We start from the raw sequence: 24,680 nt of genomic DNA, 5'->3' as shown, positions 1-24,680 counted from the left end.
ACACGAGGAGTGATACTACGCCGCACGGCCGGGCCCGCGAGGTCGTTCTCCCAGGGCGTGCCGAGCCTCTGTCGGGGGAGGCAACTAGACTCATCGGGTCAGGCGCGCTCGAGTGCCGATACCCGGTCACCGTCGCCCTGACATCTCCCTGCCCCCGACAGGCGGCAGCTGTCCACCACACACGAGTGATAGAGGTCAAGGGTGACGGTAAACGATCAGGATCCTTACACGGTCGACAAGGCCGACGTGGATCCCGAAGAGACCGCTGAGTGGCGAGAGTCGCTCGACTCCCTCGTCGCGGCGCAGGGCCACGAGCGCGCGCGCGAGATCATGAAGAGCCTCCTCTCGCGGTCGAGCGAGCTGCACCTCGGCGTGCCGATGGTGCCGAAGACGGACTACGTCAACACCATCGCCCCCGAGGACGAGCCCGAGTTCCCCGGCGACGAAGAGCTCGAGCGACGCTACCGCCGCTGGATCCGCTGGAACGCCGCGATCACCGTGCACCGCGCGCAGCGCCCCGGCATCTCCGTCGGCGGCCACATCTCGACCTACGCGTCGTCGGCCGCCATGTACGAGGTCGGCTACAACCACTTCTTCCGCGGGCAAGACCACGCAGGCGGTGGCGACCAGGTCTTCTTCCAGGGCCACGCCTCCCCCGGCATGTACGCGCGCGCCTTCCTCGAGGGCCGTCTCGGCACCGACCAGCTCGACGGCTTCCGCCAGGAGAAGTCGCACGCCTCCGGCGGGCTCAGCTCGTACCCGCACCCCCGTCTGATGCCGGCCTTCTGGCAGTTCCCGACCGTCTCGATGGGCCTCGGTCCGATCAACGCGATCTACCAGGCGCAGGTCGCCAAGTACCTCACGAACCGCGGCATGAAGGACGCCTCCGACCAGCAGGTCTGGGCCTTCCTCGGCGACGGCGAGATGGACGAGGTCGAGAGCCGCGGCCAGCTGCAGGTGGCCGCCAACGAGGGCCTCGACAACCTCAACTTCGTCATCAACTGCAACCTCCAGCGCCTCGACGGACCGGTGCGCGGCAACGGCAAGATCATCCAGGAGCTCGAGAGCTTCTTCCGCGGTGCCGGCTGGAACGTCATCAAGGTCGTCTGGGGCCGCGAGTGGGACGACCTCCTCGCCCGCGACACCGAGGGCGCGCTGCTCAACCTCATGAACACGACGCCCGACGGCGACTTCCAGACGTACAAGGCCGAGAGCGGCGCCTACGTCCGTGAGAACTTCTTCGGCCGCGACCCGCGGGCGCTGGAGCTCATCAAGGACTTCACCGACGACCAGGTCTGGAACCTCAAGCGAGGCGGCCACGACTACCGCAAGGTCTACGCGGCGTTCAAGGCGGCGACCGAGCACAAGGGCCAGCCGACGGTCATCCTGGCGAAGACGGTCAAGGGCTACGGCCTCGGCCCGTCGTTCGAGGGGCGCAACGCGACCCACCAGATGAAGAAGCTGACGCTCGACAACCTCAAGCAGTTCCGCGACGAGATGCGCATCCCCATCTCCGACGCGCAGCTCGACGAGAACCCCTACCAGCCGCCGTACTACCACCCCGGCGACGACGACGAGGCGATCCAGTACCTGCACGAGCGTCGTCGAGCCCTCGGCGGCTACGTGCCGGAGCGGCGCACCAAGTACACGCAGGTGGCGGTCCCCGAGCAGAAGTCGTACGACGTCGTCAAGAAGGGCTCCGGCAAGCAGGAGGTCGCCACGACGATGGCCTTCGCGCGCCTCCTCAAAGACCTGCTCCGCTCGCCCGACTTCGGACACCGCATCGTGCCGATCATCCCGGACGAGGCGCGGACCTTCGGCATGGACGCGTACTTCCCGACGTCGAAGATCTACAACCCGAACGGCCAGCACTACACGTCCGTCGACCGCGAGCTGCTGCTGGCCTACAAGGAGAGCCCCCAGGGCCAGCTCCTGCACGTCGGCATCAACGAGGCGGGGGCCTTCGCGGCCTTCACCGCGGTGGGCACGTCGTACTCGACGCAGGGCGAGCCGCTCATCCCGGTCTACGTCTTCTACTCGATGTTCGGGTTCCAGCGCACCGGCGACGCCATGTGGGCGGCGGGCGACCAGATGGCCCGCGGCTTCATCATCGGCGCCACGGCCGGCCGCACCACGCTGACCGGCGAGGGGCTCCAGCACGCCGACGGCCACTCGCTGCTGCTCGCGTCGACGAACCCGGCGGTCGTCTCGTACGACCCCGCGTTCGGGTACGAGCTCGGGCACATCGTCAAGGCGGGCATGGACCGCATGTACGGCACCGACGAGCAGGGCGCGCCGTCGCACGACGACCCGAACGTCATGTACTACATCACCGTCTACAACGAGCCGATGGCCCAGCCGGCCGAGCCCGAGGGGCTCGACGTCGAGGGTCTGCTCCGCGGCATCTACAAGCTGAAGTCGGCCGAGAACCTGGGCCCCCGTGCCCAGCTGCTCGCCTCGGGCGTCGGCGTGCCGTGGGCGCTCGAGGCCCAGCAGCTGCTCGCCGACGACTGGAACGTCGCTGTCGACGTCTGGAGCGTCACCTCGTGGAACGAGCTGCGCCGCGACGGCCTCGCGGCGGAGGAGCACAACTTCCTCAACCCGAACGCCGACCAGCGGACGCCCTACGTCACGCAGGCGCTCTCCGGCTCGGAGGGCCCGTTCATCGCGACGAGCGACTTCATGGCCGCGGTGCCCGACCAGATCCGTGAGTTCGTGCCCGGCGACTACCTGACGCTCGGGGCCGACGGCTTCGGCTTCTCGGACACCCGCGCCGCCGCTCGCCGGTTCTTCAAGATCGACGGTCCCTCGATGGTGGTCCGCACGCTGCAGGCACTCGCCCGCCGCGGCGAGGTCGACCCGAGCGTCGTGCAGCAGGCGATCGACCGCTACCAGCTGCTCGACGTCACGGCCGGCACCAGCGGCTCCGCCGGCGGGGAGAGCTGACCCACCCCGTGAGCGCAGAGCGGGTCCCCGCCTCGCCGTCGGGACCGTCCGCCGCCACCAAGGAGCGCACGCTCGCGTGGTTGCGGACGGTCTCCGGCGAGCTCTCGACGGCGACGATCAAGCGCCTGGAGGAGACGCTGCCCTGGTACGGCGACATGCCGCCGGGGCGGCGCTCGGCCGTCGGGCTCGTCGCACAGGCCGGCATCACGTCGTTCATCAGCTGGTTCGACAACCCCCAGTCGACCCCGTGGATCGCCGCCGACGTCTTCGGCGCTGCTCCGCGGGAGCTCCTCCGCTCGGTGAGCCTGCAGCAGACACTGCAGCTCATCCGCGTCACGGTGGAGGTCGTCGAGGAGCGGATGAAGGACGGCGACGACTCGCTCCGCGAGGCGATCCTCCTGTACTCGCGGGAGATCGCCTTCGCGTCGGCCGACGTGTACGCCCGTGCCGCCGAGGCACGGGGCCTGTGGGACGCCCGCCTCGAGGCGCTCGTCGTCGACTCCATCCTCAGCGGCGAGTACGACGACGAGCTGCCGAGCCGGATCGCCGCGCTCGGCTGGCACGGTCACGGCGAGGTCTCGGTGCTCGTCGGGACCGCCCCGCGGATGCTCGACGTCGACATGCTGCGCCGAACGGCCCGGCACCTCGAGGCCGACGTGCTGATCGGCGTGCAGGGCAGCCGCCTCGTGCTCGTCATCGGGCGTGCCGAGCAGCAGTCGGAGGACGACGCCGAGGGGACCGGGGGCAGCGGCAGCCCGCGCCTCTCGTTCGGCGAGATCGCCAAGGCCCTCGAGCCCGGGTTCGGCGACGGCCACCTCGTGCTCGGCCACGAGGTCGCGAGCCTCGTCGACGCGTCGAAGAGCGCCAAGGGCGCCCTCGCCGGCTTCGCCGTCGCCCGCTCGTGGCGGAACGCGCCGCGCCCCGTGCTCGCCGACGACCTGCTGCCCGAGCGGGCGTTGGCCGGCGACCCGGTCGCCCGGTCGACCCTCGTCAACCGCGTGTACAAGCCGCTCAAGAACCACTCGACCGAGCTGCTCACCACCCTGTGGTGCTACCTCGACAACGGCCGTTCGCTCGAGGCGACCGCCCGCGAGCTCTTCGTGCACCCCAACACGGTCCGGTATCGCCTCAAGCGCGTCTCGGACGTCATCGGGTGGGACGCCACGGGGGCGAGGGAAGCGCTGATCCTCCAGTCGGCGCTCATCCTCGGCTCGATCGCCGACACCGACGGGCACGCACCGCGTCGACGGTGACGGCGACGGTGACCGGCCGCGTCCGGTCAGGCCCGCTCGACGGCGGGAGGCGCGAGGGGCGGGCGCGGCGAGTGCGTCCCGCCGCCCGGGTCGAGCCTCCCGAGGGTCCGCGCTGTGCGAAGCCACAAGCGTCTGGCTGATCTTTGGTCGAGTTGCTCCACCACGGGGGCGCTCGGAGTGGGCATGATGGAGCAGTGATCGTCGTCGTAGCGCCCGGCCAGGGTTCCCAGTCCCCCGCGTTCCTCGAACCGTGGACGGCGGACCCCGAGCAGCGGGCCTACCTCGAGACGCTGTCGGCCGCCTCCGGCATCGACCTCGTCGCCCACGGCACCACGTCCGACGCCGACACGATCCGCGACACGGCCGTCGCCCAGCCGCTCATCGTCGCGGCGGGCCTCCTCACGGCCCGCGCCCTGTTCTCCCGCGTCGACCGGTCGCTCGTCGCCGGCGTCGCCGGCCACTCGGTGGGCGAGTTCACCGCGGCCGCCGTCGCCGGCGTGCTCGACGACGAGGACGCCGTCCGCCTCGTGGCCGAGCGGGGCCGCGCCATGGCCGACGCCGCCGCGCTCGTCGAGACCGGCATGAGCGCCGTCCTCGGCGGCGACGCCGACGAGCTGGCCGCCGCCCTCGAGCGGCACGGCCTGACGGCCGCCAACCACAACGGCGGCGGCCAGGTCGTCGTCGCGGGCGAGCTCGCCTCCCTCGCAGCCCTGGCCGCCGAGCCGCCTGCCAAGGCCCGCGTCGTCCCGCTGCAGGTCGCCGGGGCTTTCCACACCCGCTTCATGGCCCCCGCCGTCGAGCGCCTCCGCTCCGCCGCCGCGGGCGTCACCACCCACGACCCCTCCCTGCGCCTCTGGACGAACCACGACGGCACCGAGGTCGGCTCCGGCAGCCGCTTCGTCGAGCTGCTGGTCGGCCAGGTCTCCTCCCCCGTGCGCTGGGACGCGACCATGGAGTCGTTCGCCGCCGCGGGCGTGACGGGCATCGTCGAGCTCGCCCCCGCCGGCGCGCTCACCGGACTCGCCAAGCGCGCGCTGAGGGGCGTCCCCTCCGTCGCCGTCAAGACACCCGACGACCTCCAGGCCGCCGTCGACCTCATCGAGGGAGCAGCATGACCACCCCCACGCTCAACCAGAACGCCGGCGCGGAGTTCACCCGCATCCTCGGCATCGGCGCCGCCCGCGGCGACGTCGTCGTGCCGAACGCCGACATCGTCGAGCCGATCGACTCGTCCGACGAGTGGATCCAGCAGCGCACGGGCGTCGTGACACGCGTCCGCGCGTCGAGCGACGTCCACGTCGTCGACCTCGCCGAGACCGCGGCGCGCGAGGCCATCGAGAAGGCCGGCATCCGGCCCGACCAGGTCGGCGTCGTGCTCGTCTCGACGATCAGCGGCGGCGTCGCCACCCCCTCGGTCGCCTCCCTCCTCGCCGAGAAGATCGGCGCCAACCCGGCCGCCGCCTACGACATCTCCGCCGCGTGCGCCGGCTACGCCTACGGCATCGCCCAGGCCGACTCCTTCGTCAAGTCGGGCCTCGCCGAGTACGTGCTCGTCGTCGGGGCGGAGAAGCTCAGCGACTTCGTCGACCCGACCGACCGCACCATCTCGTTCCTCCTCGGCGACGGCGCCGGCGCCGCCGTGGTCGGCGCGAGCGACACCCCCGGCATCGCCCCCACGGTGTGGGGCTCGGACGGCTCGAAGTGGGACGCCATCCGCATGACGAACACCATGCAGGAGTACCGCGCCGGCGCCGGCGAGATCGCCTGGCCGACCCTCCGCCAGGAGGGCCCCACGGTCTTCCGCTGGGCCGTCTGGGAGATGGTCAAGGTCGCCAAGCAGGCCCTCGAGCGCGCCGGCGTCACGGCCGACCAGCTCGCGGCGTTCGTGCCGCACCAGGCCAACATGCGCATCATCGACGAGTTCGCGAAGCAGCTGGGCCTGCCCGAGACCGTCGTCATCGGCCGCGACATCGCGACCACCGGCAACACGTCGGCGGCCAGCATCCCGCTCGCGACGCACCGCCTGCTCGAGGAGCACCCCGAGCTGAGCGGCGGCCTGTCGCTGCAGATCGGCTTCGGGGCCGGCCTCGTCTTCGGTGCCCAGGTGGTCGTGCTCCCGTAGCGCGCCTCCCGGTCCGGCCCGCGTCGCGCGCCGCGCCCTCCCGCCTCCACTCCGCTGTATAGGCTCTATCCCGGTCACCACGACACCCCCTCAAGGAGAACAACACCATGGCACTGTCCACCGAAGAAGTCCTCGCCGGCCTGGCCGAGCTCGTCAACGACGAGACGGGCATCGCGACCGACACCGTCGAGATGGACAAGTCGTTCACCGACGACCTGGACATCGACTCCATCTCGATGATGACCATCGTGGTCAACGCCGAGGAGAAGTTCGACGTGAAGATCCCCGACGAAGAGGTCAAGAACCTCAAGACCGTCGGTGACGCCGTCACGTTCATCACCAAGGCACAGGACTAGACGTCCGCCGCCCGGTCGCGCCCGCGAGGGCCGGCCGGGCGCCCACGTCGCCCACCGCGCGTCGACCGAGGTCGCCGTGCACGCGCCGTCGACCTCCGTCGTCGGGCTCCGGGCAAGCGCCACTCCAGGAGAATCGTCATGACCAAGAAGATCGTCGTCACCGGAATCGGTGCCACCACCCCCCTCGGAGGCACGGCCCCCGAGAGCTGGACCGCCCTCCTCGCCGGCGAGTCCGGCGTCACCACCCTCGAGCAGGACTGGGTCGCCAAGTACGAGCTGCCCGTGACCTTCGCCGGGCAGGCCCGCGTCCCGTCCGCCGACGTCCTCGAGCGTCGCGAGATCAAGCGCCTCGACCCCTCCAGCCAGTTCGCCATCACGGCCGCGCGCGAGGCCTGGGCCGACGCGGGCTCCCCCGAGGTCGTCCCCGAGCGCTTCGGCGTCGACTGGGCCACCGGGATCGGCGGCGTCTGGACCCTCCTCGACGGCTGGGACACCCTCCGGGAGAAGGGCGCCCGGCGCGTCCTGCCCATGACCGTCCCGATGCTCATGGCGAACGGGCCCGCCGCGGCCGTGTCGATGAGCCTCGGCGCACGGGCCGGCGCCCGCACGGTCGTCTCGGCCTGCGCCTCCAGCACCGAGTCGATCGCCAACGCCTACGACCACCTGCAGCAGGGCCTCGCCGACATCATCGTCGCGGGCGGCTCGGAGGCCGCCATCCACCCGATGCCCCTCGCCTCGTTCGCGGCCATGCAGGCCCTGTCGAAGCGCAACGACGACCCGGCGACGGCCTCGCGCCCCTACGACGTGACGCGCGACGGCTTCGTGCTCGGAGAAGGAGGCGCGGCGCTCGTCCTCGAGACCGAGGAGCACGCGCTCGCCCGCGGTGCGAAGATCTACGCCGAGCTGCTCGGCGGCGACGTGACGAGCGACTCGTACCACATCACGGCCCCCGACCCCGAAGGGTCCGGCGCCGCTCGCGCGGTCGTCTCGACCCTCGAGAACGCCGGGGTCGACCGCGACCAGGTCGTGCACGTCAACGCGCACGCGACGAGCACCCCCGTCGGCGACATCGCCGAGTACCGAGCCCTGAAGCGCGTGTTCGGCGACCACACCTCGACGCTGATCGTCTCGGCGACGAAGTCGTCCACCGGCCACCTGCTCGGCGGAGCCGGCGCCATCGAGGCCGTCTTCACGGTCAAGGCCCTGCAGGAGCGCCTCGCGCCCCCGACCATCAACGTCACGCAGATGGACGACGAGATCGACCTCGACGTCGTCGTCGGCGAGCCGCGCGCGCTGCCGTCCGGCGAGATCGTCGCCATCAGCAACTCGTTCGGCTTCGGCGGGCACAACGCCGTCGTCGCGTTCCGCTCGGTCTGACGCTCGAGGCACGACGAAGGCCGACACCCGCAGGGGGTGTCGGCCTTCGTCGTCGGGTGCCGCGGCACGGTCGCGCCGCCAGGGACCATCCCGGAGGCGCACGGCCGTCCGGCGGGTCAGCCCACCTTGTGCAGCCACACGACGGGATTGCCCTCGCCGCTGTAGCGGAAGGGCTCGAGCTCGTCGTCCCAGGCCTGCCCGAGCGCCAGCCGCAGCTCGCGGTGCAGCTCGAGGGCGTTCGAGCCCGCGATCTCCATGGCGTAGCGGATGCGGTCCTCCGGCACGACGGTGTTGCCGGCCGTGTCGGTCTGCGCGAAGAACACGCCGAGGTCGGGCGCGTGCATCCAGCGACCGCCGTCATGGGTCTCGCCAGGGTCCTCGGTCACCTCGTACCGCAGGTGCTCCCAGCCACGCAGGGCCGAGGCGATCCGGGCACCCGCACCCTCTTCTCCCTGCCAGGAGAACTCGGTGCGCTGGGCGCCCTTCAGCACGGGCTGCTCGACCCAGGCGAAGTTGACGGCGTGCCCGAGGGCACGACCGACCGCCCACTCGACGTGTGGGCACAGTGCACGAGGGGACGAGTGCACATAGAGCACTCCCCTAGCCGTTGCGTCAGCCACGATTCCTCCATCCGGTCAGGTGCGACTTCCCCATCGACCTGTGGACGGACGCCTCATCGGGCTGTCTCGTGGCGTTCTCGTGCGTCTTCAGTTGTGGGCGGACTCGTCCGCTCGACAGATCATCGCAGACACCGGCTGCGGATCACAACCGTGTAACACCTGCGAGCTGCCGCGGCGTCGGGCTCCGCCGCGCCTCACTTGGCCTGCGAGTAGTCGTCGACGACGGCGACCGTGAGCGGGAAGCGCACCGGCGCCTCCCCGAACAGCAGCCGCCCCGCCTCCGCCGCGGCCTCGACGACGACGGCCGCGACCTCGTCCGCGGCGGCGGACGGCACGTGCAGCACGAGCTCGTCGTGGAGGAAGAACACGAGGTGCGGCACGTCGCCCTCGTCGCCCCACCTCGCGTGCAGGCGTGAACGCAGGGCACCCATCCAGCACAGCGCCCATTCCGCGGCCGTGCCCTGCACGACGAAGTTGCGCGTGAACCGCCCCCACGCGCGGGTGTCGCGACCGGCGGTCTCGCGGGGCATCTCGGGCGGCAGCTCGTCCGCCCCCGCGGCGGGCGAGGGAGACGTGCGCCCGAGCAGCGTGCTGACCACGCCGCCCTGCTCCCCCGTGCGCGCCGCGGCCTCGACGAGGGCCATCGCGGCGGGGAACTGCCGTGCCAGGCGGGGCACCAGCCGCCCGCTCTCGCCGCTGGTCGCCCCGTACATGGCGCCCAGCATGGCCAGCTTCGCCTCGGCCCGCGTCGCCACGGCACCGCTCCTCACGATGCCCTCGTAGAGATCGCCCTCGCCCGCCGCCGCCATCGCGCCGTCGCCCGAGAGGCCGGTCAGGATGCGCGGCTCGAGCTGCGAGGCGTCGGCGACCACGAGCCGGTGGCCCGGGTCGGCCACGACGGCGGCGCGCACGGCCCTCGGGAGCTGCAGCGCGCCTCCCCCGCTCGTGGCCCACCGCCCGGTGACGACGCCGCCCGGCACGTAGTCGGGCCGGAACCGGCCGTCGTGCACCCACGCGTCGAGCCAGGTCCAGCCGTTCGCGACCAGGAGGCGCTGCTTCAGCTTGTACCGCAGCAGGGGCTCGATGACGGGGTGCTCGTGCCGCTGCAGCTCGTGCTTGCTCGTCGACGCGACGTGGATCCCGGCGGCGTTCAGCGACCGCAGCAGCTCGGCCGTGGAGTCGGGATTGAGGTCGGGGGCGCCGAGGGCGGCCCGCACCTCGTCGAGGTCGGCCCGCATGCCCGCCGGTCGCTCGCCCGGCGAGGGCCGGGGACCGAGCGCACGGGTCAGCAGCCGGTCGTGGACGTCGGCCGACCACGGGATGCCCCGACGGCGCATCTCGACGGCGACGAGCGCGCCCGTCGACTCGGCCGCGGTGAGCAGCTCGAGCCCGCGGCGACCGGGGCTCGCCTCGATCGCCGACCGCTGCCGCGCGAACTCGGCGGCGGGGCCCGGGAGCGAGTCGGGAGGGACGTCGAACAGGCCGTCGCTCGGCCGCTCGGCCGCCGCCGGGACGTCCCACGGGCCGCGGGGCGCCCCGTTGAGCTCGTGGCCGGCCGTCGCGGCGGCCGCTCGCAGGACGGCGTGGCAGAGCCGCAGGTCGACGCACCGGGCGACCCGGACACCGGCGTCGAGGAGGCGCGGGTACCACCGCGGGGTGTCGTCCCAGACCCAGCGCGGGCCGTCGGCCGCCGCGGGGTCGCTCTCCGTCGCCCGCACGACCTCAGCGAGCTCGCCGTCGCGCACGAGGCGGGTGCCCTCGGCCGTGAGGGCAGCCCGCGGGTCGGGTCGACGGTAGGTCGTCAGGTCGACGTCGCCGTCCGACCGACGCTCGAGGAGGAGGAACACCCGTCGATCCTGCCACCGGCCGCCGACACCGACGGACCACGGGGCCGGCCCCGGCGCTCGCGTCGAGCCGTCACGGGCGGGCCGCGGCGGCGCTCGTCGGGCCGAGCCGCGGCGGGGTCAGTGCAGGAGCGCGCCCTCCGCGTCGAGCACGTTCTTCTCCCCGGCCGTGATCGGGGTCGAGAAGCGGTTCTGGGGCGGCGGGATCGGGCAGTTGAAGGCGTACGAGAACGCACAGGGCGGGAGGACCGCGCGGTTGAAGTCGAGCTCGATCGTGCCGTCGTCGGACGGCGTCGGGAAGAGGAACCGGCCGACCGAGTAGGTGCTGTCGCCGTTCGTGGCGTCCGCGAACACGAGCTGCAACCGGTCGCCGGACCCGGACGGGAACGCCGCGAGCTCGTGCTGCACGCCGTCGCGCGTGAACCGGATCAGGCCCGGCAGGGGCTTCGGGCGGCTGAGATCGACGTCCGCCTGGTGCCGGATGTCGACCTGGGTGCCCTCGGGCACGGGCACGAACTCGGCCCGGACGATCCACGAGGGGTCGTAGGGGAAGGCGTCGATGGAGCCGAAGCGGGCCACGCCCTCGGACGCGGAGTCCCAGACCCGGAGGGCGTAGCTGGTGCGGTCGTCGTTCGCGATGACGGTGCCCGTGCTGGTGGCCGAGAAGCGGATCGAGCTCGGCACGACCGCGTCGTCGCCCGCCACGAGGACGGACCCGTCGACGACGTCGCCGTCGACGACGATCCCGTCGGCGGCCGCCGCGGTGAGCCGCAGGCCCGAGACGCCCGGGGGCGTGGGGGCCCAGCTGCCGGGAACGCCCCAGACGGGCTGCTCGGAGTCGATCCACTGGGTGCCCACGAGCGCGAGCGGGCCGTCCGGGCCGGTGACGCGGTCTCGTCGCAGGGCGTGGAAGCGGTCGAGCTCGGCGGCGGCGGTGCGGGTGTCGGTCATGGGTCCTCCGGGGGTCGGTGCGGTCAACGCGGGGCGCGGCTCGATCATGCCCGCGCCGGGGTGTCGGCCGCTCCGCGCGGACGGCCGACGGGGCCCGGGGGCGGGCCGGGCGTCAGTCGCCCGAGCCGCCCTGGAGCCGGGCGAGCTGCTCGGCGAAGGGGACCACGTCGGCGAACGGGTCGGCCCGCTCCGTGCGGTGTCGGCCCACGAGCTCGGCCAGCTCGCCGGCCGCCCGGGCGACGCGCTCGGGCAGCCCGGTCGTCGTCTCGTCGCCGCTCCCCCAGTCCTCCGAGGCGGCGAAGACCGCCGTCGGGGCGACCACGGCCCGCAGGTACGAGAACAGCGGGCGGAGCGCGTGGTCGAGCACGAGCGAGTGCCGGGCCGTGCCGGCCGTGGCGCCGAGCAGCACGGGGGTGCCGGTCAGCGCGGCGTTGTCGACGACGTCGAAGAAGGACTTGAACAGTCCGCTGTAGGACGCGGTGAACACGGGGGTGACGGCGATGAGGCCGTCGGCGCGGGTGACCGACTCCACGACGCCGGCGAGGGAGCCCGGCGCGAAGCCGGTCAGCATCGCGTCGGTGATCTCGTGCGCGTGGTCACGGAGCTCGACGACCTCGAACTCGGCCGGCGTGCCCTGCTCGAGCAACGCCCGCGCGGTGGCCTCGGCCAGCCGGTCGGCGAGCAGGCGGGTGGACGAGGGCTGTCCCAGCCCTGCGGAGATGACGACGATCTTCTTGGTGCTCATGGTGCGCCTCCTGGAGTCTGTGACGGTGTCTGCGGACGGGGGCCCGGGCTACGCCGCGGGGGCCGCGACGGGAGCCTGGTCGCTCGCGGCGACCGCCGAGGCGACGCGCGCAGCGTGGGTGGGGGCGTCGGGCACGTCGGCCGGGCGACCGGCGGCGAACTCGCGACGGAGCACAGGCACGACCTCTTCGCCGAGCAGGTCGAGCTGCTCGAGGACGGTCTTGAGGGGCAGGCCGGCGTGGTCCATGAGGAAGAGCTGCCGCTGGTAGTCGCCGACGTAGTCGCGGAAGCCGAGCGTGCGGTCGATGACCTCCTGCGGGCTGCCGACGGTGAGCGGGGTCTGGCTCGTGAAGTCCTCCATCGACGGGCCGTGGCCGTAGACCGGGGCCTCGTCGAAGTAGGGGCGGAAGGCGGTCTTGGCGTCCTGCGAGTTCTTCGCCAGGAAGACCTGGCCGCCGAGGCCGACGATCGCCTGGTCGGCGCGCCCGTGGCCGTGGTGCTCGAAGCGGCTGCGGTAGAGCTCGACCATCTGCTTCGTGTGCGAGGCGGGCCAGAAGATGTGGTTGGCGAAGAACCCGTCGCCGTAGTACGCGGCCTGCTCGGCGATCTCGGGGCTGCGGATGGAGCCGTGCCACACGAAGGGCGCCACGCCGTCGAGCGGACGAGGGGTCGCGGTGAAGCCCTGGAGCGGCGTGCGGAAGTGGCCCTTCCAGTCGACGACCTCCTCGTCCCAGAGTCGGCGGAGGAGCGCGTAGTTCTCGACGGCCAGGTTGATGCCCTGGCGGATGTCCTTGCCGAACCACGGGTAGACCGGGCCCGTGTTGCCGCGGCCGAGCGTGAGGTCGACGCGGCCGCCGCTGAGGTGCTGCAGCATCGCGAAGTCCTCGGCGATCTTGACCGGGTCGTTCGTCGTGATGAGGGTCGTCGCGGTGCTCAGCACGATGCGCTCGGTCTGTGCCGCGATGTACGCCAGGAGGGTCGTCGGGCTCGAGTTGACGAAGGGCGGGTTGTGGTGCTCGCCGGCGGCGTAGACGTCGAGGCCGATCTCCTCGGCCTTCTTCGCGATGGTCACCATCGCCTGGATGCGCTCGTGCTCGGACGGCGTCCGGCCGGTGGTGGGGTCGGTCGTCAGGTCACCGACCGAGAAGATGCCGAACTGCATGATGTCCATCCCTTGCTCAACTACATGCGTTTGCATGCAGTCGGGTGAACCGGCGGGGGCGGCGTGGCATTCCCGGGGCGCCGGCCGGGCGCGGCGGGGCCGCGTCCGGACGCGCCGCACCGCCCTCGTCGCACGGATCGGGCGTCGGCAACTCCTGCCCTCGTGCGACGGGCGGGCCGTCGATGCCCGGACGTCGCATCTCCGCAGGAGTTGCCGACGCGACGCCGGCGCGGTGACGGCAGCAGCGCCGGGCGGCAGGACGAGGGACGAGGGCGGCGCCGGGCGCAGCTAGCCGAGCGGCGGCGCGAGGCGCAGCCAGCGCTCGGCCACCTGGGCACGCTCGACGGGCCCGTCGCCGTCGCGGTCGATCTGCGGCGAGTCGAACTCGACCCACCAGGTGCGCGCCGAGCCGCCGATGGCCGACACGCCCTGCCAGGCCGAGCCTCCGGCGCGCAGCACGACGCCGGTGGGCCCGTACGGGAACGGCGTGTGCGCGTCCTCGTCCGAGTCGAGCACGTACACCTGCGCCCCGACGCCCATGCGGGCCGGGCCCGTCGAGCGGTCGTCGGAGTCGTCGCCCTGGTCGGCCTCGCGTGCGCGCCTCGTGAACATGCGCACATCGTGCCACGCCGCGCCTGGGCGGAGCGGGAGGCGCGGCTGCGGCGCGAGGGCGACCGTCGGTAGGGCGGACGGGACTTGAACCCGTGACCGATCGATTATGAGTCGACTGCTCTAACCGGCTGAGCTACCGCCCCTCGCCGCCGCGGCCGGACCACCACCGCGAGGGTGGCCGTCAGGACGGGGCGACGTCGGTGGTCGGGACCACCGGCTCACCACGATACAGCGCCTCGAAGACGTTCAAGGTGCGCTCGATGTCGTGCCCCTCGATCATGCGGAGGCTCGCGCGGCGCATGGCGAGGTAGGTCTCGTCGTCGGCTGTCAGCACGCGCGTCAGCTTCTCGGCGAGGTCGTCGGCGTCGCCCGGTCGGAACAGCCAGCCGTTCTCGCCTTCGTCCACGAGATGCGGCAGGGCCATCGCGTCGGCGACGACGATCGGCAGCCCGGACGCCATCGCCTCGAGGCTGGCGATGCTCTGCAGCTCGGCGATCGAGGGCATCGCGAAGACCGACGAGTCGGTCAGCGTCTGCCGGAGCTCCGCGTCGGAGAGGTACCCGACGAAGGTCACGCGGTTCGCGAGCCCGAGGTCGATGGTGGCCTGCTGCAGCTGCTTGAGCAGGTCGCCGCCTCCGACGATCGTCAGGGTGGCGCCGACCGCGGGGTCGATCTTCGTCATCGCCCGCAGCAGCACGTCGATCTGCTTCTCCGCGGTCACGCGACCGACGAAGACGATCTTGGCGTCCCGCGGCCTGTCCGCCCGCGCCGTGTAGTGCGAGGCGTCGATGCCGCACGAGACGGCCAGCACCCCTCGGACGCCGATCGCCTTCTCGAGGAAGGTCGCGGCCTTCTGCGTCGGCGACGTCATCGCCTGGACGCGGTGGTACGTCCGGCTCGCGTCGGCCCAGGCCCAGCGCACGGCGGTGGCGCGGAGCGCGTGCGGCAGGCCCGTGTGCTCGAGCAGGTTCTCGGGCATGAAGTGGTTGGTGGCGACGGCACGGATGCCGAGCCGGTTGGCCACGCGCACCACGGCCCGGCCGATGACGATGTGCGACTGGATGTGGACCACGTCGGGCTCGATCCGGGCGATGACGCGCTCGGCGTTCGCCTGGGCCCGCCACGGGGTCGCGAACCTCAGCCAGTCGTGCAGGGGCCACCGGGTCGAGTACAGGCGGTGCACCGTCAGGGTCGTGCCCGCGTGCTCCTCGTGGAACGTGCCGTGCCGACGCCCCGGGGCCGGTGCGAGGACGTGCACGTCGTGCCCACGACCCGCCAGGCCCACCGCCAGGCGCTCGGCGAAGTTCGCCGCGCCGTTGACGTCGGGCGGGAACGTGTCGGCCGCGATCAGCACGGTGAGGCGTGGAGCGTCGGCGTGCTGGTCGGCGCCGGTCGGATCCGTGGGGTGCGGGGCGTCGGTCACGTCTCGGGGGTTCCTTCGTCGTCGTGCTCGGTGTGCGCGGGTTCCGCCGCCCGGTGGGCGACGCCGCCCGACGGCGGCGGCACCACGCTAGCTCAGTGAGCCTTCGCGGGCTGGTATTTGGCCAGCTGGAACACGCCGTAGATCGCCACGGCCCCCGCGAGCACGAACAGCACTCCGGCGAAGGCGGAGGCCTGGGCGGCCTCGCCGAGCACGACGATGCCGATGGTGACGCCGATGATCGGGTCGACGACCGTGAGACCGGCGATGACCAGGTCGGGCGACCCCGACGAGTAGGCGTTCTGCACGAAGTAGCCGCCGAGGGCCCCCGCGGCCAGCAGCATGACCACGCACAGGGCGCTCAGCCCGTCGAACTCGCCCGCGCCGAAGCGGTTGAGCACGACCTTCGCGAGCGTCGCGACGAACCCGTACAGGACGCCGGCGCCGATGATGTAGAACAGGGCGCTCCGGCGTCGCCGCAGCAGCACGAACGCGATGCCGAGCAGAGCGCCGACGATCAGCAGGAGCACGAGCACGGTCACGAGCTGTCGGGTGGTGATCGGGCTCTCGGTCGCGGAGAACGCGGCCACCGTCGCGAACAGGCCAACCCCGCCCACGCAGATGGCGATCGAGCGCTTGACCCGCCCGCTCAGCTTCGTGCCCGTGACCCGGGCGTTGAGGATCGCCGTCACGACCAGCGCGATCGCGCCGAGCGGCTGGACGACGAGCAGCGGCGCGATCTTGAGGCTCGTGAGCTGGAAGACGATCGCCAGGCCGAGCAGGAGGGTGCCCGTCACCCATGACGGCCGCCCGAGCAGGGCCAGCACCTGGCGGACGCTCATGCCGCTGTGCGCCGCCCCGAGGCGGTGCTCGACCTTGGCGACGCCCCGGCTCTGCAGCTGGGCGCCGATGGAGAGGAAGACCGCGCCGACGAGCGCGATGGGGATCCCCAGCGCCTGGTACGGGGTGAGCGAGACCTGCGCGGTCAGGTCGCCGAGGTCTGCGGACACGCGTCCACGGTAGCGCCACGGCGCTGGATAGTCTGGACGAATGGCCGTACGACCCATCTCGATCACGGGCGATCCCGTGCTCCACTCCCCCGCCTCCCAGGTGTCCCTCGTCGACGAGGGGCTGCGCACGCTCGTCCGCGACATGTTCGAGACGATGGACGCGGCTCCCGGGGTCGGCCTCGCCGCCCCGCAGGTCGGCGTCGGCCTGCGGCTGTTCGTGTGGTCGTGGGTCGACGACGACGGCCAGGGCTCGCGCGGCGTCGCCGTGAACCCGACGCTGTGGCAGACGCCGCTGGGCATCGAGCCCCTCGACGACGATGGCGAGTCGGAGGGCTGCCTGTCGATCCCGGGCGAGCGCTTCCCGCTGCGCCGCGCCGACCGGGTCCTGCTGCGCGCGACCGACCTCGAGGGCGAGCAGTTCGAGGTCGAGGCGCACGGCTGGCTGGCCCGCATCTTCCAGCACGAGTACGACCACCTCGACGGCGTGCTCTATGCCGACCGTCTCGAGCACCCCTTCCACAAGGCGGCGGCGAAGCAGGTCAAGCGGTCGAGCTGGGGAGTCCCGGGCAAGACCTGGCTGCCGGGCGTCGACGACCTCGACGCCTGAGGGCTGCCGCCCGCCACGACCCGGGGAGGCGCGCTGCGGGTCACGACGGTCGCCCGCCTCACCTGGGCGGTCGCCTCGCCGCACGCCCGCACGCCCGGGCCACGAGGCCGCCCGTGGCCCAGGGCCCAGGGCCCGAGCCGAACCGATCCGATCCGACGCCACGTCACGTCACGTCACGTCACGTCACGCGACACGACGCCACGCTCGACGGGGAATGAGAAAAGGCCCAGCGGGTGGAGCCGCTGGGCCTTCGCTCCCCGAGTTGGACTCGAACCAACAACCTGCCGGTATCACGCTTGCCCTGGACTCGCGTCTCGCACAGCGCCGCGTCCTCGCCGAGATGCAGCCCATTCGGCCGATCGACGCGGTGGTCACCGAGCTGACCTCGAAGGTCCGCGCTGCCTAGTCCGACGCACAGGAAGTTCGACCCTAGACGCAACACCTGTCGCTGTTCACGGCACCTTTTTCTAGGATCGCTCACCCCTGGCCCCGAACCAAGGCACCCGACCCGAAGGATCAGAACAGCATGATGAAGGAGTACCGCAACTCACTACTCGCCGCCGGCCGTAGCCTCGGCACCGTCAAGCAGCGACTCGGCCACATCGAACACCTGCACGCCCTCCACCCGGACCTGATGTCCGTCACCCTGCCCGACCTCGAGCGGTTCCTCGCCGAGCGGCGCACCAGCCACTCCGCCGAGACCCGCAAGTCGATGAGGTCCTCCTTCCGCACGTTCTACGGGTGGGCCCATCGCACCGGCCGAATAGCGGAAGACCCCTCCCTCGGCTTGGCTCCCATCCGAGTTCCCCGGAAGGTGCCGCGCCTGGCAGCCGACGGCGAGGTGCAGCTCGCACTCGTAGGCTCCACCCTCGAGGAGTCGGCGATGATCCTCCTCGGTCGGCTGGCTGGCCTTCGCCTCAGCGAGATCGCCACGCTCCACACGAAGCACCGCGAGTACGACGTGCTCCGCATCACGGGCAAGGGCGAGAAGCAGCGCCGCGTCCCGATCAACGACGACCTGATGCAGGTGCTCCTCGAGCTCGAGGACGAGCGCCAAGGTGGCTACTATTTCCCGGGCCGGTACGGCGGTCACATGCACCCGGCGAGCGTGAACAAGATCATTACGCGACGGCTCGGCGCGAACCCGCACAGCCTCCGCCACGCGGCCGCCACGAGCGCCTACAACGGCACCCGCGACCTCCGGGCAGTCCAGGACTTCCTCGGCCACTCCTCGCTCGCGACGACCGAGCGGTACCTGCACGTCGGCCTCGACGCCGTTCGTGCCGCGGCTGCCGCAACGTCACTCCCCCGCCGCGGCCACCTCCGACTCGTCGACGACGAAAGACCTCCCTCCCGGAGCCAACCGCTCGCTGCGTGAAGCTAACCTGACCGGCGGTGCCGGAGGGTCCCGAAGCCCTCCGGCACTGCCTCCCCCGTCTCAGGGGATGACGACCCGACATGCCCTCACCTACGATCGAGCCATGACGGCAGCACTTCTCACGTTCACCTCCCACATCAGCGGCAAGAACGCCAAGGTCGAGATCTGGAACGACCGCATCGAGTGGGAACTCCCCCGCGGCGTCTCCGGAGGAAAGATCATGGCTGGCCTAGCCACCGGAGGTATGAGCCTCTTCGCCACAGGGGTTCAGAACGGACGAGCGGGGACGGAAATGATCCCGATCCGCAGCATCAGCAGCGTCACGACCGCCCGCGACGGCTTCCGGAACACGGTGGTGTCGGTCATCACGACGGGCAACACGATCGACTTCCGCGTCTCGCACGCCGAGGCTGCGAACGTGAAGGCGCTCCTGCAGCAGCTCATGCTGGGCGGCCCCGTCGCCGCAACGACTCCCGTGTCCACGCCTGCCGCACCGGCCGCCGCTCCCGCACCTGCCCCGGCGCCCGTCGACCTCGGGGCGCAGCTGCAGCAGCTCGAAGGGCTGCGCCAGGGAGGCATCCTCACGCAGGATGAGTTCGACACGAAGAAGGCCGAGATCCTCGCCCGCATGTAAACCCTTAGACGATGAGAAAGCCCCACCCGACCGGGAAGGCCAGGTGGGGCTTTTTCGTGCCGCGGGCCGATGTCGGGGGCGGGACCTACGGTGCCGCCATGGCAGTGCAACCCGATAAGCGGTCCTGGGATCGTCAGATGGAAGAGCGCGGGGCGAACCTCACCGAGCGGCGCCGGGTCGGCATCTACACGCTGCAGGCGGAGGCGCGCGTGGAGCGGCCGCACTCGTTCCACATCAGGTCAGACAGGCCGGGGTTGCCCGGCTGGTACAGCGTCTCGTGGTACCCGCACGACGGCTGGGTCGCCTACGACCCGCGCAACAGCGACGACCGGTTCTGCACTCGCGGCGACCCGGTCGAATGCTTGCGCTGGTGGGTCGACCGCCGTTCGAGCTAGAGCAGCCGCCCGGCGCGCAGCGGGCCGAACGATGCGGAGGCGGCGTTGGCCAGGTGCGCCCCGTCGAAGCGGAGGATGATGTCGCCGATGGCCAGGGGCGAGACCCTGGCCGGGTACGGAACACCTGCGGACGTCGATGAATGTTCCACCCGCTAGTTAATCGTCAACCTTTCCCCATCGGGCAGATTACCCGACCAGCCTCTCCGATCTGAGTCACCGTCAGCTAAAGGTACGGTCGAACAATGCCTCGCTTTCGCCTGAAAAACATCATCCCGGCTGCCGTCATCGTGGCTGTCATCGCTGCGCTCTACGCGGTGTTGGCAGTCGCCGGGTTAGACGCAAACGGTGTTGCCGCCGCAGCAAGTGCAGTGGCAGCGCTCTACGCCGGTCTCGCCGCGCGTGACAGCGCATCAACAGCGCGAGAGAGCAGCCGAGCTCTCGGGCTCATCACCAAGCCAGACCTGGAAGTGGACTACGTCGCCGACGCCGACCAGCAAAAATTTGTGATCCGAAACCTGTCCGAAAACACGGCTCGGCGAGTGTCCCTTACATACGACCGCGGGGACGGCCGGCCCTCGAAGAAGGAGGCAGCAAACCTCACAGGCGCACCGAGAGGCTCCGGAGGCGCCGTGTGGACTGACCCGATTCTGATGGGGCGGAGGGTGGACCCGCTGCCTTCGCGACCACATCACGTCGTTCTCGAGTATTCGAGCGATCAGGGCGATGTCCGGTGGCGCAGAACGTATGTCTACGAATATTTCTCTCTGGACTCGACACCCGACTACGTTTTCCGGTTCGCGGAGGAGACGGAGATCTGAACGCACGATAAGGCCCCCTGCCGCCTCGCAAGAGGGGCAGGGGGCCTTGTTGGTGCTGCGGTCTGTCAGGTGCCGGATGGGGTCTCTACGAGCGGGAGGAGGGCAAACTCCGCAGCCGTGTAGCTGGCCTGGACAAGACCCATTGCCTTGACGGTGAACTCGAACTTGCCGGCGGTGTTGCCTTGAGCCGTGGCCGTCAGCAGGCCCGCCTGCGGGATCGAGAAGACGAACGCAGGCGTCCGGCCGTCCGCGATCGACGAGACGGAGCCAGCGGTCCGGAGGTTCGCGACGGTCTTGTTCGTGCCGTTCGACGCCACCGTGAACTCGTACCGTCCGACGTAGGAGCCGTCCGTGTTCTTCGCGATCACCTCCACGATGCCCACGTAGGTCGTCGCCGACACCGGGTCGGTCGTCGACGCCAGGTTGCACAGCGTCTGCCCCTGCCCGACCGTGAAGTCGCGCGTATGGTTCGTGATCGTCTCGGTGTGGTCCGGCCACGGGGTCCGACGGGCGCTCGAGTACATGCCCTTCATGTCGATGACGCTCTTGCGGCTGCCTCGCGGCTTCCACGTGTGCGTCACCTGGGGCAGCCCGACCACGGTGGGCGCGACGTAGATCTGGGCGAGGTCGTTCGTCTTCAGCGGCCCGTTGCCGAACTGGTCGCCGCGGTAGACGTTGCGCTGCTCGTCGCCCATCAGACGAATGTTGTTCGACCCGGGGATGAGGATGTTCCCCGCGTTGCCGTCCCCGATGATCCCGATCCCGGGCCCGGTGCAGAGGTCCATCGTGTTGCCGTCGACGAGGTGCGCTCCGGTGAGGAACGCCGCTGTGGTGTTGATCAGAACCGTCGGCGTTTGCTTGATCTGGCCACACCAGCCGAAGTTGTTGCCGCGGACCTGGACGCTGGCGCACCGGTCGAGGTAGACGCCGGAGTATCCGGTCTCGAACACTTCGTTGTCGTCGAAGAACCCGAAGGCTGTCCGGGGGCCGTAGTACCAGCCGTGCGACTTCATGGCCTTGTGGAACGTGTCGGGCGAGTCCCGTCCGACGGAGAAGAACGCGTTCTTGAACGCGTGGAACCCGTCAGCTCCCTCGATGTAGCCGTGGCTGATGTAGGCGTTCCGGACGATGTTGCCGAAGAACCACGAGTCCGCCGTGGCGTCCCACGTGGTGCCCGTTCGGTGGTTCGTCTTGACCGCGTAGTCGACGTTGACGAACTCGTTCGGGATGCCGCCGATCGTGATGTTCTTGTTCTGTTGGCCGGCGAGGTTCTCCCACGTCTCGAACAGGACGCCGACGGGGAGGTCGCGGACGCGGATGCCCTGGACGTGGACGAAGGCAGCACCACGGACGCGCACGGCGCACGTGCCACGGAACAGCGCCGCGTTCAGCGGCTTGCACGTCAGGTCGCGGATGAAGGTGTGGAATCGGACGAGCGCCTTGTCGAGGCTCGACGAGACCAACACCTCGCCCTCGGTGCCGGAGCCCGCGACGAGGGCTCCCGGACCCATGACGCAGACGTACGGCGTCTTGATCCAGATGGAGCCCCGAACGGCGCCGTACGGGATCTGGATCCACACGCGCGTCTCAGCACTCGTCGAGGCCAGCTTCTCGGCCGCCGCGATCGCGAGGTCGAGAGCGAACTGCGAGGACGGCACCGCGTCGAGCTTCTCGCGGGTGCTGACGTCGTATGCGCTGACGTCGATGGCGCCGTAGTCGTACACGTTGACGACCATGTGCTTCGAGAAGTCGCGGCCGAGCGCGTCGTGCACGACGTCGGGGAGTCGGCCCGTGGTCGGGTCGAAAGTGGGCACAGGGAAGTTCGCCATGCGGGGGCCTTTCACGAGAGCCGCCCGCAGGCGGCTGGGTCAGTCGAGGGAGTCGAGCGTGGGGCTGTACGCGAGGATCAGGACGGCGATGACGAGGAGCCAGAACACGGGCTCACGACCGCTTCAGGGGCGCCAGCCAGGGGACGTAGAGCGTGATCCAGGCGTTGACTGCCGGGGCTGCCATGAGCCGCGTGACGAAAGCGATGAGCAGCGCGGTCGCGACGAGGATGCCGTTCAGCGCCACGAAGGCCCAGGAGGGGACGACGAAGTCGCTCTGCTGCTGCAGTGTGCTGAGGACGATGCCGGCCGCGATGTTCAGGACGGGCACGGCGCCGATCAGGAACTGCACGACGGTGCGGACGGTCGCGCGGACCGGGTTGGCGATCTGGGTACCGAGCTGGGCAAGGGACGGTCGCTCGTCGACGGCGGCGAGGTGCTGCGGGGCGGTGGTCATGCTTCCTCCTGGGTGGGTGTGGTGCGCTCGATGACGGGCGGGTCGCCCGGCTCGAGGCCGTTCTCGATGAGCTGCACACGCAGTCGCGCGGCGTACTCCTGGATGTTGCGGCGCTTCGCCGCCTCGGCGTCGGCACGGAGAATTGCCTCGTCGCGCTGCTGCACGATGTCGGTCCGCCGCTTTCCCTCCCGGGCGCTGACACCGGAGCGGACGGTCGCGAGGACCGAGATGATCTCGCGGAGCATGAGGGAGATACCGGCGCCGCCTCCGAGGGCGACGAGCAGGGTGGTGTCCACCACGGAGCCCCCTAGTAGTGGTTGCGGCGGACGACGTACCCCGTGCGGCGGCGGAGCAGGGACCGCACCTTCTCGGTGAACGTGGTGAGCCCGGGCTCGCTGGTGAAGATCTGCAGCTCGCAGTAGCGGCGGAACATGAACAGGAACGCGAGCACGACCATGCCGAGGATTACGAGCGAGGATCCCGAGGTGACCGCGGAGAAGATGATGATCGCGTAGCAGACGGCCCCGGACCAGGCGGAGACGTTGAGGATGACCTCGACCGCCCAGAGCCCGAAGAGGCGGCCGAAGAAGCCGCCGGCGCCGCCCGCGAGCATGAGCACGCCCCACACGACGATGACGGCGGGGAGCCGGATCTCCTCCTGCACGAATGGCGAGGTGAACCAGAGCGCGGAGGCGCCGTTCACGGCCATGACGGCGTAGGCGACCATGTCGATGACCCAGATCGTGCGCTCCCACCGCAGCCTCCGGTCGTTCAGCTTCGGGTCGGTCGCGATCATCGCTTGCCGGCCTTCTCGTCGATGCCGGCGAGGCGGTTGCGGGCGCTCTGCTTGCCGTTCCACCCGGCGACGACGTGGTCCCACACGCCCTGAGCGATGGCCTTCACGTACTCGCCGCGGGTCTTCGTGCGGCTCGCGTTGATCTCGGTCACGGTGGCGTTGTACTCGGCGTCGTCGATGTCGTTCACGACGTCAGTCCATGCCTGTCCAGCCTTGAGGACGTTCCAGCCGCGACCGAGCCGGTAGATCTGCTCCTCGCTCTCGGTCTCGACGACGCGGTCGGGGAAGAAGAAGGCGACTCGCTTCGTCTTGGTGTTGCGGGACAGCTGCGGTTTGAACATGTCGTCCTCCTCGGACTCGATGGGGATGTCGATGACGACGGCGCCCGAGGACGCGGGTGAGAGACCGGGGGTGCCCTGCTGGTGCCAGGGCTCGCCGAAGCTGCGCCCGGTGTTGTCCCAGCCGTGCGGCTTCGCGACGCGCACCCAGATGAGGTGCTCGCGTGAAGTGAAGGACGAGTCGATGCCGGACCAGAGGTCGAGCGCCTCGCCGAGCCTGTGCTTCGCCGCGGTGCTGCCGGGGATGGCGGCTACCGGCACTCCGGGGTGCTTCGCCCAGTACTTGCCCTCGTAGAGGACGCTCGTGCGCCGGTCGACGACGTAGTAGCGCTCGACGAAGATGCGCCGCTGCTCCTCGTCTGACCGGTACCCCTCAGCGACGTACACGGGCCGGCCGGTCTCAGCTCGGAACGCGGCGGACGCGGCGAGGAACCCGGGCAGCAGGGCCCGTGAGATGAGCTGCCGACCGTTCGTGATGACGTCGGCCGTGTTGGGGATGACGATCAGGTCGAGCACGGTGCTCATGCGAGGGCCAGCCAGTGGAACCCGACGGGGTTGTTGGCGAACGGGCTGCCGTTCCGGTAGACGTTCACGTTGAAGATCAGCTCGGTCTTCGCGGTCACGATGTAGGTCAGCTCGCCAGGCACGGCACCGCGGCCGGTCCCGGTGATGAGGACGGCACGAGGGACCGCGCCGAGGCTGTGCCCGACACCGACGACGCCGTTCGCGGCGGTGGTGCCCTCGCGAAGGTCTCCGTCCATCAGCGCTCCGGCGGGACGCCACGACGTGCCAACGCGCTGGAAGCGGCGTCGGAGGGTGGTGTCCCACCAGGTGAGACCGTCGTACGCCTCACCGGCCGCTGTGGCGGCGTCGCGCTCGGCGGTCGTGCCGACACGGTTGTTGCCGACGTCGGCGGCGAACTCGCCGAGGAGAGTGAGGTCTTCGGCGTCGGCCGAGGCGCCAGAACCGGCGAACTGGGGCTCGCCCTTGGGGCCGTAGCTGTCTGCAGCCATC

At 70.8% G+C, this 24,680-nt stretch carries 26 protein-coding genes and 1 tRNA gene; 11 read left to right on the top strand and 16 right to left on the bottom strand.

Translation table 11 applies throughout. The features are described from left to right. Window positions 1-201: 201 nt before the first annotated feature. The 6 genes from aceE (at window position 202) to fabF (ending at window position 8,054) form a co-directional block, all read left to right on the top strand. Entirely contained in the window at window positions 202-2,946 is a 2,745-nt protein-coding gene (gene aceE / locus EDF38_RS06705; RefSeq protein WP_123354539.1) for a pyruvate dehydrogenase (acetyl-transferring), homodimeric type, read from the top strand. 8 nt (window positions 2,947-2,954) lie between these two features. After that, the gene (locus tag EDF38_RS06700) at window positions 2,955-4,199 is read left to right on the top strand and encodes a CdaR family transcriptional regulator (protein WP_123354538.1); all 1,245 of its coding nucleotides are present in this window, start codon (window positions 2,955-2,957) and stop codon (window positions 4,197-4,199) included. Between the two features lie 194 nt (window positions 4,200-4,393). Next, window positions 4,394-5,314 (top strand): ACP S-malonyltransferase, encoded by a 921-nt coding sequence (locus EDF38_RS06695; RefSeq protein ID WP_123354537.1) that lies wholly within the window; start codon window positions 4,394-4,396, stop codon window positions 5,312-5,314. Further along, window positions 5,311-6,321, top strand: coding sequence for a beta-ketoacyl-ACP synthase III (locus tag EDF38_RS06690; protein ID WP_123354536.1), 1,011 nt, complete (start codon window positions 5,311-5,313; stop codon window positions 6,319-6,321). The genes EDF38_RS06695 and EDF38_RS06690 overlap by 4 nt, the downstream gene beginning before the upstream one ends. Before the next feature lie 107 nt (window positions 6,322-6,428). Beyond that, window positions 6,429-6,677, top strand: coding sequence for an acyl carrier protein (locus EDF38_RS06685; protein ID WP_056054313.1), 249 nt, complete (start codon window positions 6,429-6,431; stop codon window positions 6,675-6,677). Between the two features lie 138 nt (window positions 6,678-6,815). After that, window positions 6,816-8,054, top strand: coding sequence for a beta-ketoacyl-ACP synthase II (fabF, locus tag EDF38_RS06680; protein WP_123354535.1), 1,239 nt, complete (start codon window positions 6,816-6,818; stop codon window positions 8,052-8,054). 116 nt (window positions 8,055-8,170) lie between these two features. On the opposite strand, the gene EDF38_RS06675 is transcribed toward fabF, so the two are convergent. The 9 genes from EDF38_RS06675 to EDF38_RS06635 all read right to left on the bottom strand — a co-directional run bounded on the left by EDF38_RS06675 (window position 8,171) and on the right by EDF38_RS06635 (window position 16,417). Beyond that, window positions 8,171-8,674 (bottom strand): DUF3145 domain-containing protein, encoded by a 504-nt coding sequence (locus EDF38_RS06675; RefSeq protein ID WP_233572282.1) that lies wholly within the window; start codon window positions 8,672-8,674, stop codon window positions 8,171-8,173. Between the two features lie 194 nt (window positions 8,675-8,868). Then, window positions 8,869-10,521, bottom strand: a complete 1,653-nt coding sequence (locus EDF38_RS06670; RefSeq protein ID WP_370275577.1) for a bifunctional 3'-5' exonuclease/DNA polymerase — start codon at window positions 10,519-10,521, stop codon at window positions 8,869-8,871. 117 nt (window positions 10,522-10,638) lie between these two features. Further along, a complete protein-coding gene (locus EDF38_RS06665; protein ID WP_123354533.1) occupies window positions 10,639-11,469 on the bottom strand; it encodes a DUF1684 domain-containing protein in 831 nt (276 codons plus the stop codon). Between the two features lie 112 nt (window positions 11,470-11,581). Then, the gene (locus EDF38_RS06660; RefSeq protein WP_123354532.1) at window positions 11,582-12,214 is read right to left on the bottom strand and encodes an FMN reductase; all 633 of its coding nucleotides are present in this window, start codon (window positions 12,212-12,214) and stop codon (window positions 11,582-11,584) included. A 48-nt stretch (window positions 12,215-12,262) separates the two neighbouring features. Continuing rightward, window positions 12,263-13,375 carry an LLM class flavin-dependent oxidoreductase gene (locus tag EDF38_RS06655; RefSeq protein WP_123355069.1) on the bottom strand — a complete coding sequence of 371 codons (1,113 nt, stop codon included), beginning with the start codon at window positions 13,373-13,375 and terminating at the stop codon, window positions 12,263-12,265. A 288-nt stretch (window positions 13,376-13,663) separates the two neighbouring features. Continuing rightward, entirely contained in the window at window positions 13,664-13,987 is a 324-nt protein-coding gene (locus EDF38_RS06650; protein ID WP_123354531.1) for a hypothetical protein, read from the bottom strand. A gap of 69 nt (window positions 13,988-14,056) precedes the next feature. After that, window positions 14,057-14,130 (bottom strand) — tRNA-Ile (locus EDF38_RS06645). A gap of 38 nt (window positions 14,131-14,168) precedes the next feature. Further along, window positions 14,169-15,410: a glycosyltransferase gene (locus EDF38_RS06640; RefSeq protein ID WP_233572281.1), complete on the bottom strand. Its 1,242-nt coding sequence runs from the start codon at window positions 15,408-15,410 to the stop codon at window positions 14,169-14,171. 92 nt (window positions 15,411-15,502) lie between these two features. Then, on the bottom strand, window positions 15,503-16,417 hold the full coding sequence (locus EDF38_RS06635; RefSeq protein ID WP_123354530.1) for a DMT family transporter: 915 nt from the start codon (window positions 16,415-16,417) through the stop codon (window positions 15,503-15,505). 40 nt (window positions 16,418-16,457) lie between these two features. On the opposite strand from EDF38_RS06635, the gene def reads away from it, so the two are divergent. The 4 genes from def to EDF38_RS06615 all read left to right on the top strand — a co-directional run bounded on the left by def (window position 16,458) and on the right by EDF38_RS06615 (window position 19,431). Beyond that, window positions 16,458-17,024, top strand: coding sequence for a peptide deformylase (gene def / locus EDF38_RS06630; protein WP_123354529.1), 567 nt, complete (start codon window positions 16,458-16,460; stop codon window positions 17,022-17,024). Window positions 17,025-17,550: 526 nt separating this feature from the next. Further along, a complete protein-coding gene (locus tag EDF38_RS06625; protein ID WP_123354528.1) occupies window positions 17,551-18,402 on the top strand; it encodes a tyrosine-type recombinase/integrase in 852 nt (283 codons plus the stop codon). Window positions 18,403-18,505: 103 nt separating this feature from the next. Beyond that, on the top strand, window positions 18,506-19,036 hold the full coding sequence (locus EDF38_RS06620; protein WP_233572280.1) for an SHOCT domain-containing protein: 531 nt from the start codon (window positions 18,506-18,508) through the stop codon (window positions 19,034-19,036). 98 nt (window positions 19,037-19,134) lie between these two features. Then, a complete protein-coding gene (locus EDF38_RS06615; protein ID WP_148061461.1) occupies window positions 19,135-19,431 on the top strand; it encodes a hypothetical protein in 297 nt (98 codons plus the stop codon). Here EDF38_RS06615 and EDF38_RS15870 read toward each other — a convergent pair. After that, the gene (locus EDF38_RS15870; RefSeq protein ID WP_158613325.1) at window positions 19,428-19,580 is read right to left on the bottom strand and encodes a hypothetical protein; all 153 of its coding nucleotides are present in this window, start codon (window positions 19,578-19,580) and stop codon (window positions 19,428-19,430) included. The genes EDF38_RS06615 and EDF38_RS15870 overlap by 4 nt on opposite strands. Window positions 19,581-19,673: 93 nt before the next feature. Between EDF38_RS15870 and EDF38_RS15720 the strand changes: the two genes are divergently transcribed. Then, window positions 19,674-20,249: a hypothetical protein gene (locus EDF38_RS15720; RefSeq protein ID WP_148061460.1), complete on the top strand. Its 576-nt coding sequence runs from the start codon at window positions 19,674-19,676 to the stop codon at window positions 20,247-20,249. A gap of 65 nt (window positions 20,250-20,314) precedes the next feature. On the opposite strand, the gene EDF38_RS06605 is transcribed toward EDF38_RS15720, so the two are convergent. The 6 genes from EDF38_RS06605 to EDF38_RS06580 all read right to left on the bottom strand — a co-directional run bounded on the left by EDF38_RS06605 (window position 20,315) and on the right by EDF38_RS06580 (window position 24,679). Further along, window positions 20,315-22,078 (bottom strand): hypothetical protein, encoded by a 1,764-nt coding sequence (locus EDF38_RS06605; RefSeq protein ID WP_123354524.1) that lies wholly within the window; start codon window positions 22,076-22,078, stop codon window positions 20,315-20,317. A 112-nt stretch (window positions 22,079-22,190) separates the two neighbouring features. Then, window positions 22,191-22,532 (bottom strand): hypothetical protein, encoded by a 342-nt coding sequence (locus EDF38_RS06600; protein ID WP_123354523.1) that lies wholly within the window; start codon window positions 22,530-22,532, stop codon window positions 22,191-22,193. Further along, window positions 22,529-22,831 carry a hypothetical protein gene (locus tag EDF38_RS06595; protein ID WP_148061459.1) on the bottom strand — a complete coding sequence of 101 codons (303 nt, stop codon included), beginning with the start codon at window positions 22,829-22,831 and terminating at the stop codon, window positions 22,529-22,531. The genes EDF38_RS06600 and EDF38_RS06595 overlap by 4 nt, the downstream gene beginning before the upstream one ends. 8 nt (window positions 22,832-22,839) lie before the next feature. Further along, window positions 22,840-23,328 (bottom strand): hypothetical protein, encoded by a 489-nt coding sequence (locus tag EDF38_RS06590; protein ID WP_123354521.1) that lies wholly within the window; start codon window positions 23,326-23,328, stop codon window positions 22,840-22,842. Beyond that, window positions 23,325-24,191: a hypothetical protein gene (locus tag EDF38_RS06585; RefSeq protein ID WP_123354520.1), complete on the bottom strand. Its 867-nt coding sequence runs from the start codon at window positions 24,189-24,191 to the stop codon at window positions 23,325-23,327. The genes EDF38_RS06590 and EDF38_RS06585 overlap by 4 nt, the downstream gene beginning before the upstream one ends. Then, complete coding sequence (locus EDF38_RS06580) at window positions 24,188-24,679, bottom strand: hypothetical protein (protein ID WP_123354519.1); 492 nt, start codon at window positions 24,677-24,679, stop codon at window positions 24,188-24,190. The genes EDF38_RS06585 and EDF38_RS06580 overlap by 4 nt, the downstream gene beginning before the upstream one ends. Between the last annotated feature and the right edge of the window lies 1 nt (window position 24,680).

It is taken from the genome of Frigoribacterium sp. PhB160 (assembly GCF_003751785.1).
Lineage (GTDB): Bacteria > Actinomycetota > Actinomycetes > Actinomycetales > Microbacteriaceae > Frigoribacterium.
The sequence above is the reverse complement of the archived record's forward strand: the minus strand, read 5'-3'. Positions and strand labels throughout refer to the sequence as shown.

Bases quoted from the DNA above. Each gene is read 5' to 3' on its own strand.
- EDF38_RS06690 (WP_123354536.1), top strand. From the start codon at position 5,311: ATGACCACCCCCACGCTCAACCAGAACGCCGGCGCGGAGTTCACCCGC.
- EDF38_RS06685 (WP_056054313.1), top strand. From the start codon at position 6,429: ATGGCACTGTCCACCGAAGAAGTCCTCGCCGGCCTGGCCGAGCTCGTC.
- EDF38_RS06585 (WP_123354520.1), bottom strand. From the start codon at position 24,191: ATGAGCACCGTGCTCGACCTGATCGTCATCCCCAACACGGCCGACGTC.
- EDF38_RS06655 (WP_123355069.1), bottom strand. From the start codon at position 13,375: ATGCAGTTCGGCATCTTCTCGGTCGGTGACCTGACGACCGACCCCACC.
- def (WP_123354529.1), top strand. From the start codon at position 16,458: ATGGCCGTACGACCCATCTCGATCACGGGCGATCCCGTGCTCCACTCC.
- EDF38_RS06665 (WP_123354533.1), bottom strand. From the start codon at position 11,469: ATGACCGACACCCGCACCGCCGCCGCCGAGCTCGACCGCTTCCACGCC.
- EDF38_RS06580 (WP_123354519.1), bottom strand. From the start codon at position 24,679: ATGGCTGCAGACAGCTACGGCCCCAAGGGCGAGCCCCAGTTCGCCGGT.
- EDF38_RS06620 (WP_233572280.1), top strand. From the start codon at position 18,506: ATGACGGCAGCACTTCTCACGTTCACCTCCCACATCAGCGGCAAGAAC.
- EDF38_RS06600 (WP_123354523.1), bottom strand. From the start codon at position 22,532: ATGACCACCGCCCCGCAGCACCTCGCCGCCGTCGACGAGCGACCGTCC.
- EDF38_RS06650 (WP_123354531.1), bottom strand. From the start codon at position 13,987: ATGTTCACGAGGCGCGCACGCGAGGCCGACCAGGGCGACGACTCCGAC.
- EDF38_RS06590 (WP_123354521.1), bottom strand. From the start codon at position 23,328: ATGATCGCGACCGACCCGAAGCTGAACGACCGGAGGCTGCGGTGGGAG.
- EDF38_RS06615 (WP_148061461.1), top strand. From the start codon at position 19,135: ATGGCAGTGCAACCCGATAAGCGGTCCTGGGATCGTCAGATGGAAGAG.
- EDF38_RS06605 (WP_123354524.1), bottom strand. From the start codon at position 22,078: ATGGCGAACTTCCCTGTGCCCACTTTCGACCCGACCACGGGCCGACTC.
- EDF38_RS15720 (WP_148061460.1), top strand. From the start codon at position 19,674: ATGCCTCGCTTTCGCCTGAAAAACATCATCCCGGCTGCCGTCATCGTG.
- EDF38_RS06625 (WP_123354528.1), top strand. From the start codon at position 17,551: ATGATGAAGGAGTACCGCAACTCACTACTCGCCGCCGGCCGTAGCCTC.
- fabF (WP_123354535.1), top strand. From the start codon at position 6,816: ATGACCAAGAAGATCGTCGTCACCGGAATCGGTGCCACCACCCCCCTC.
- EDF38_RS06660 (WP_123354532.1), bottom strand. From the start codon at position 12,214: ATGAGCACCAAGAAGATCGTCGTCATCTCCGCAGGGCTGGGACAGCCC.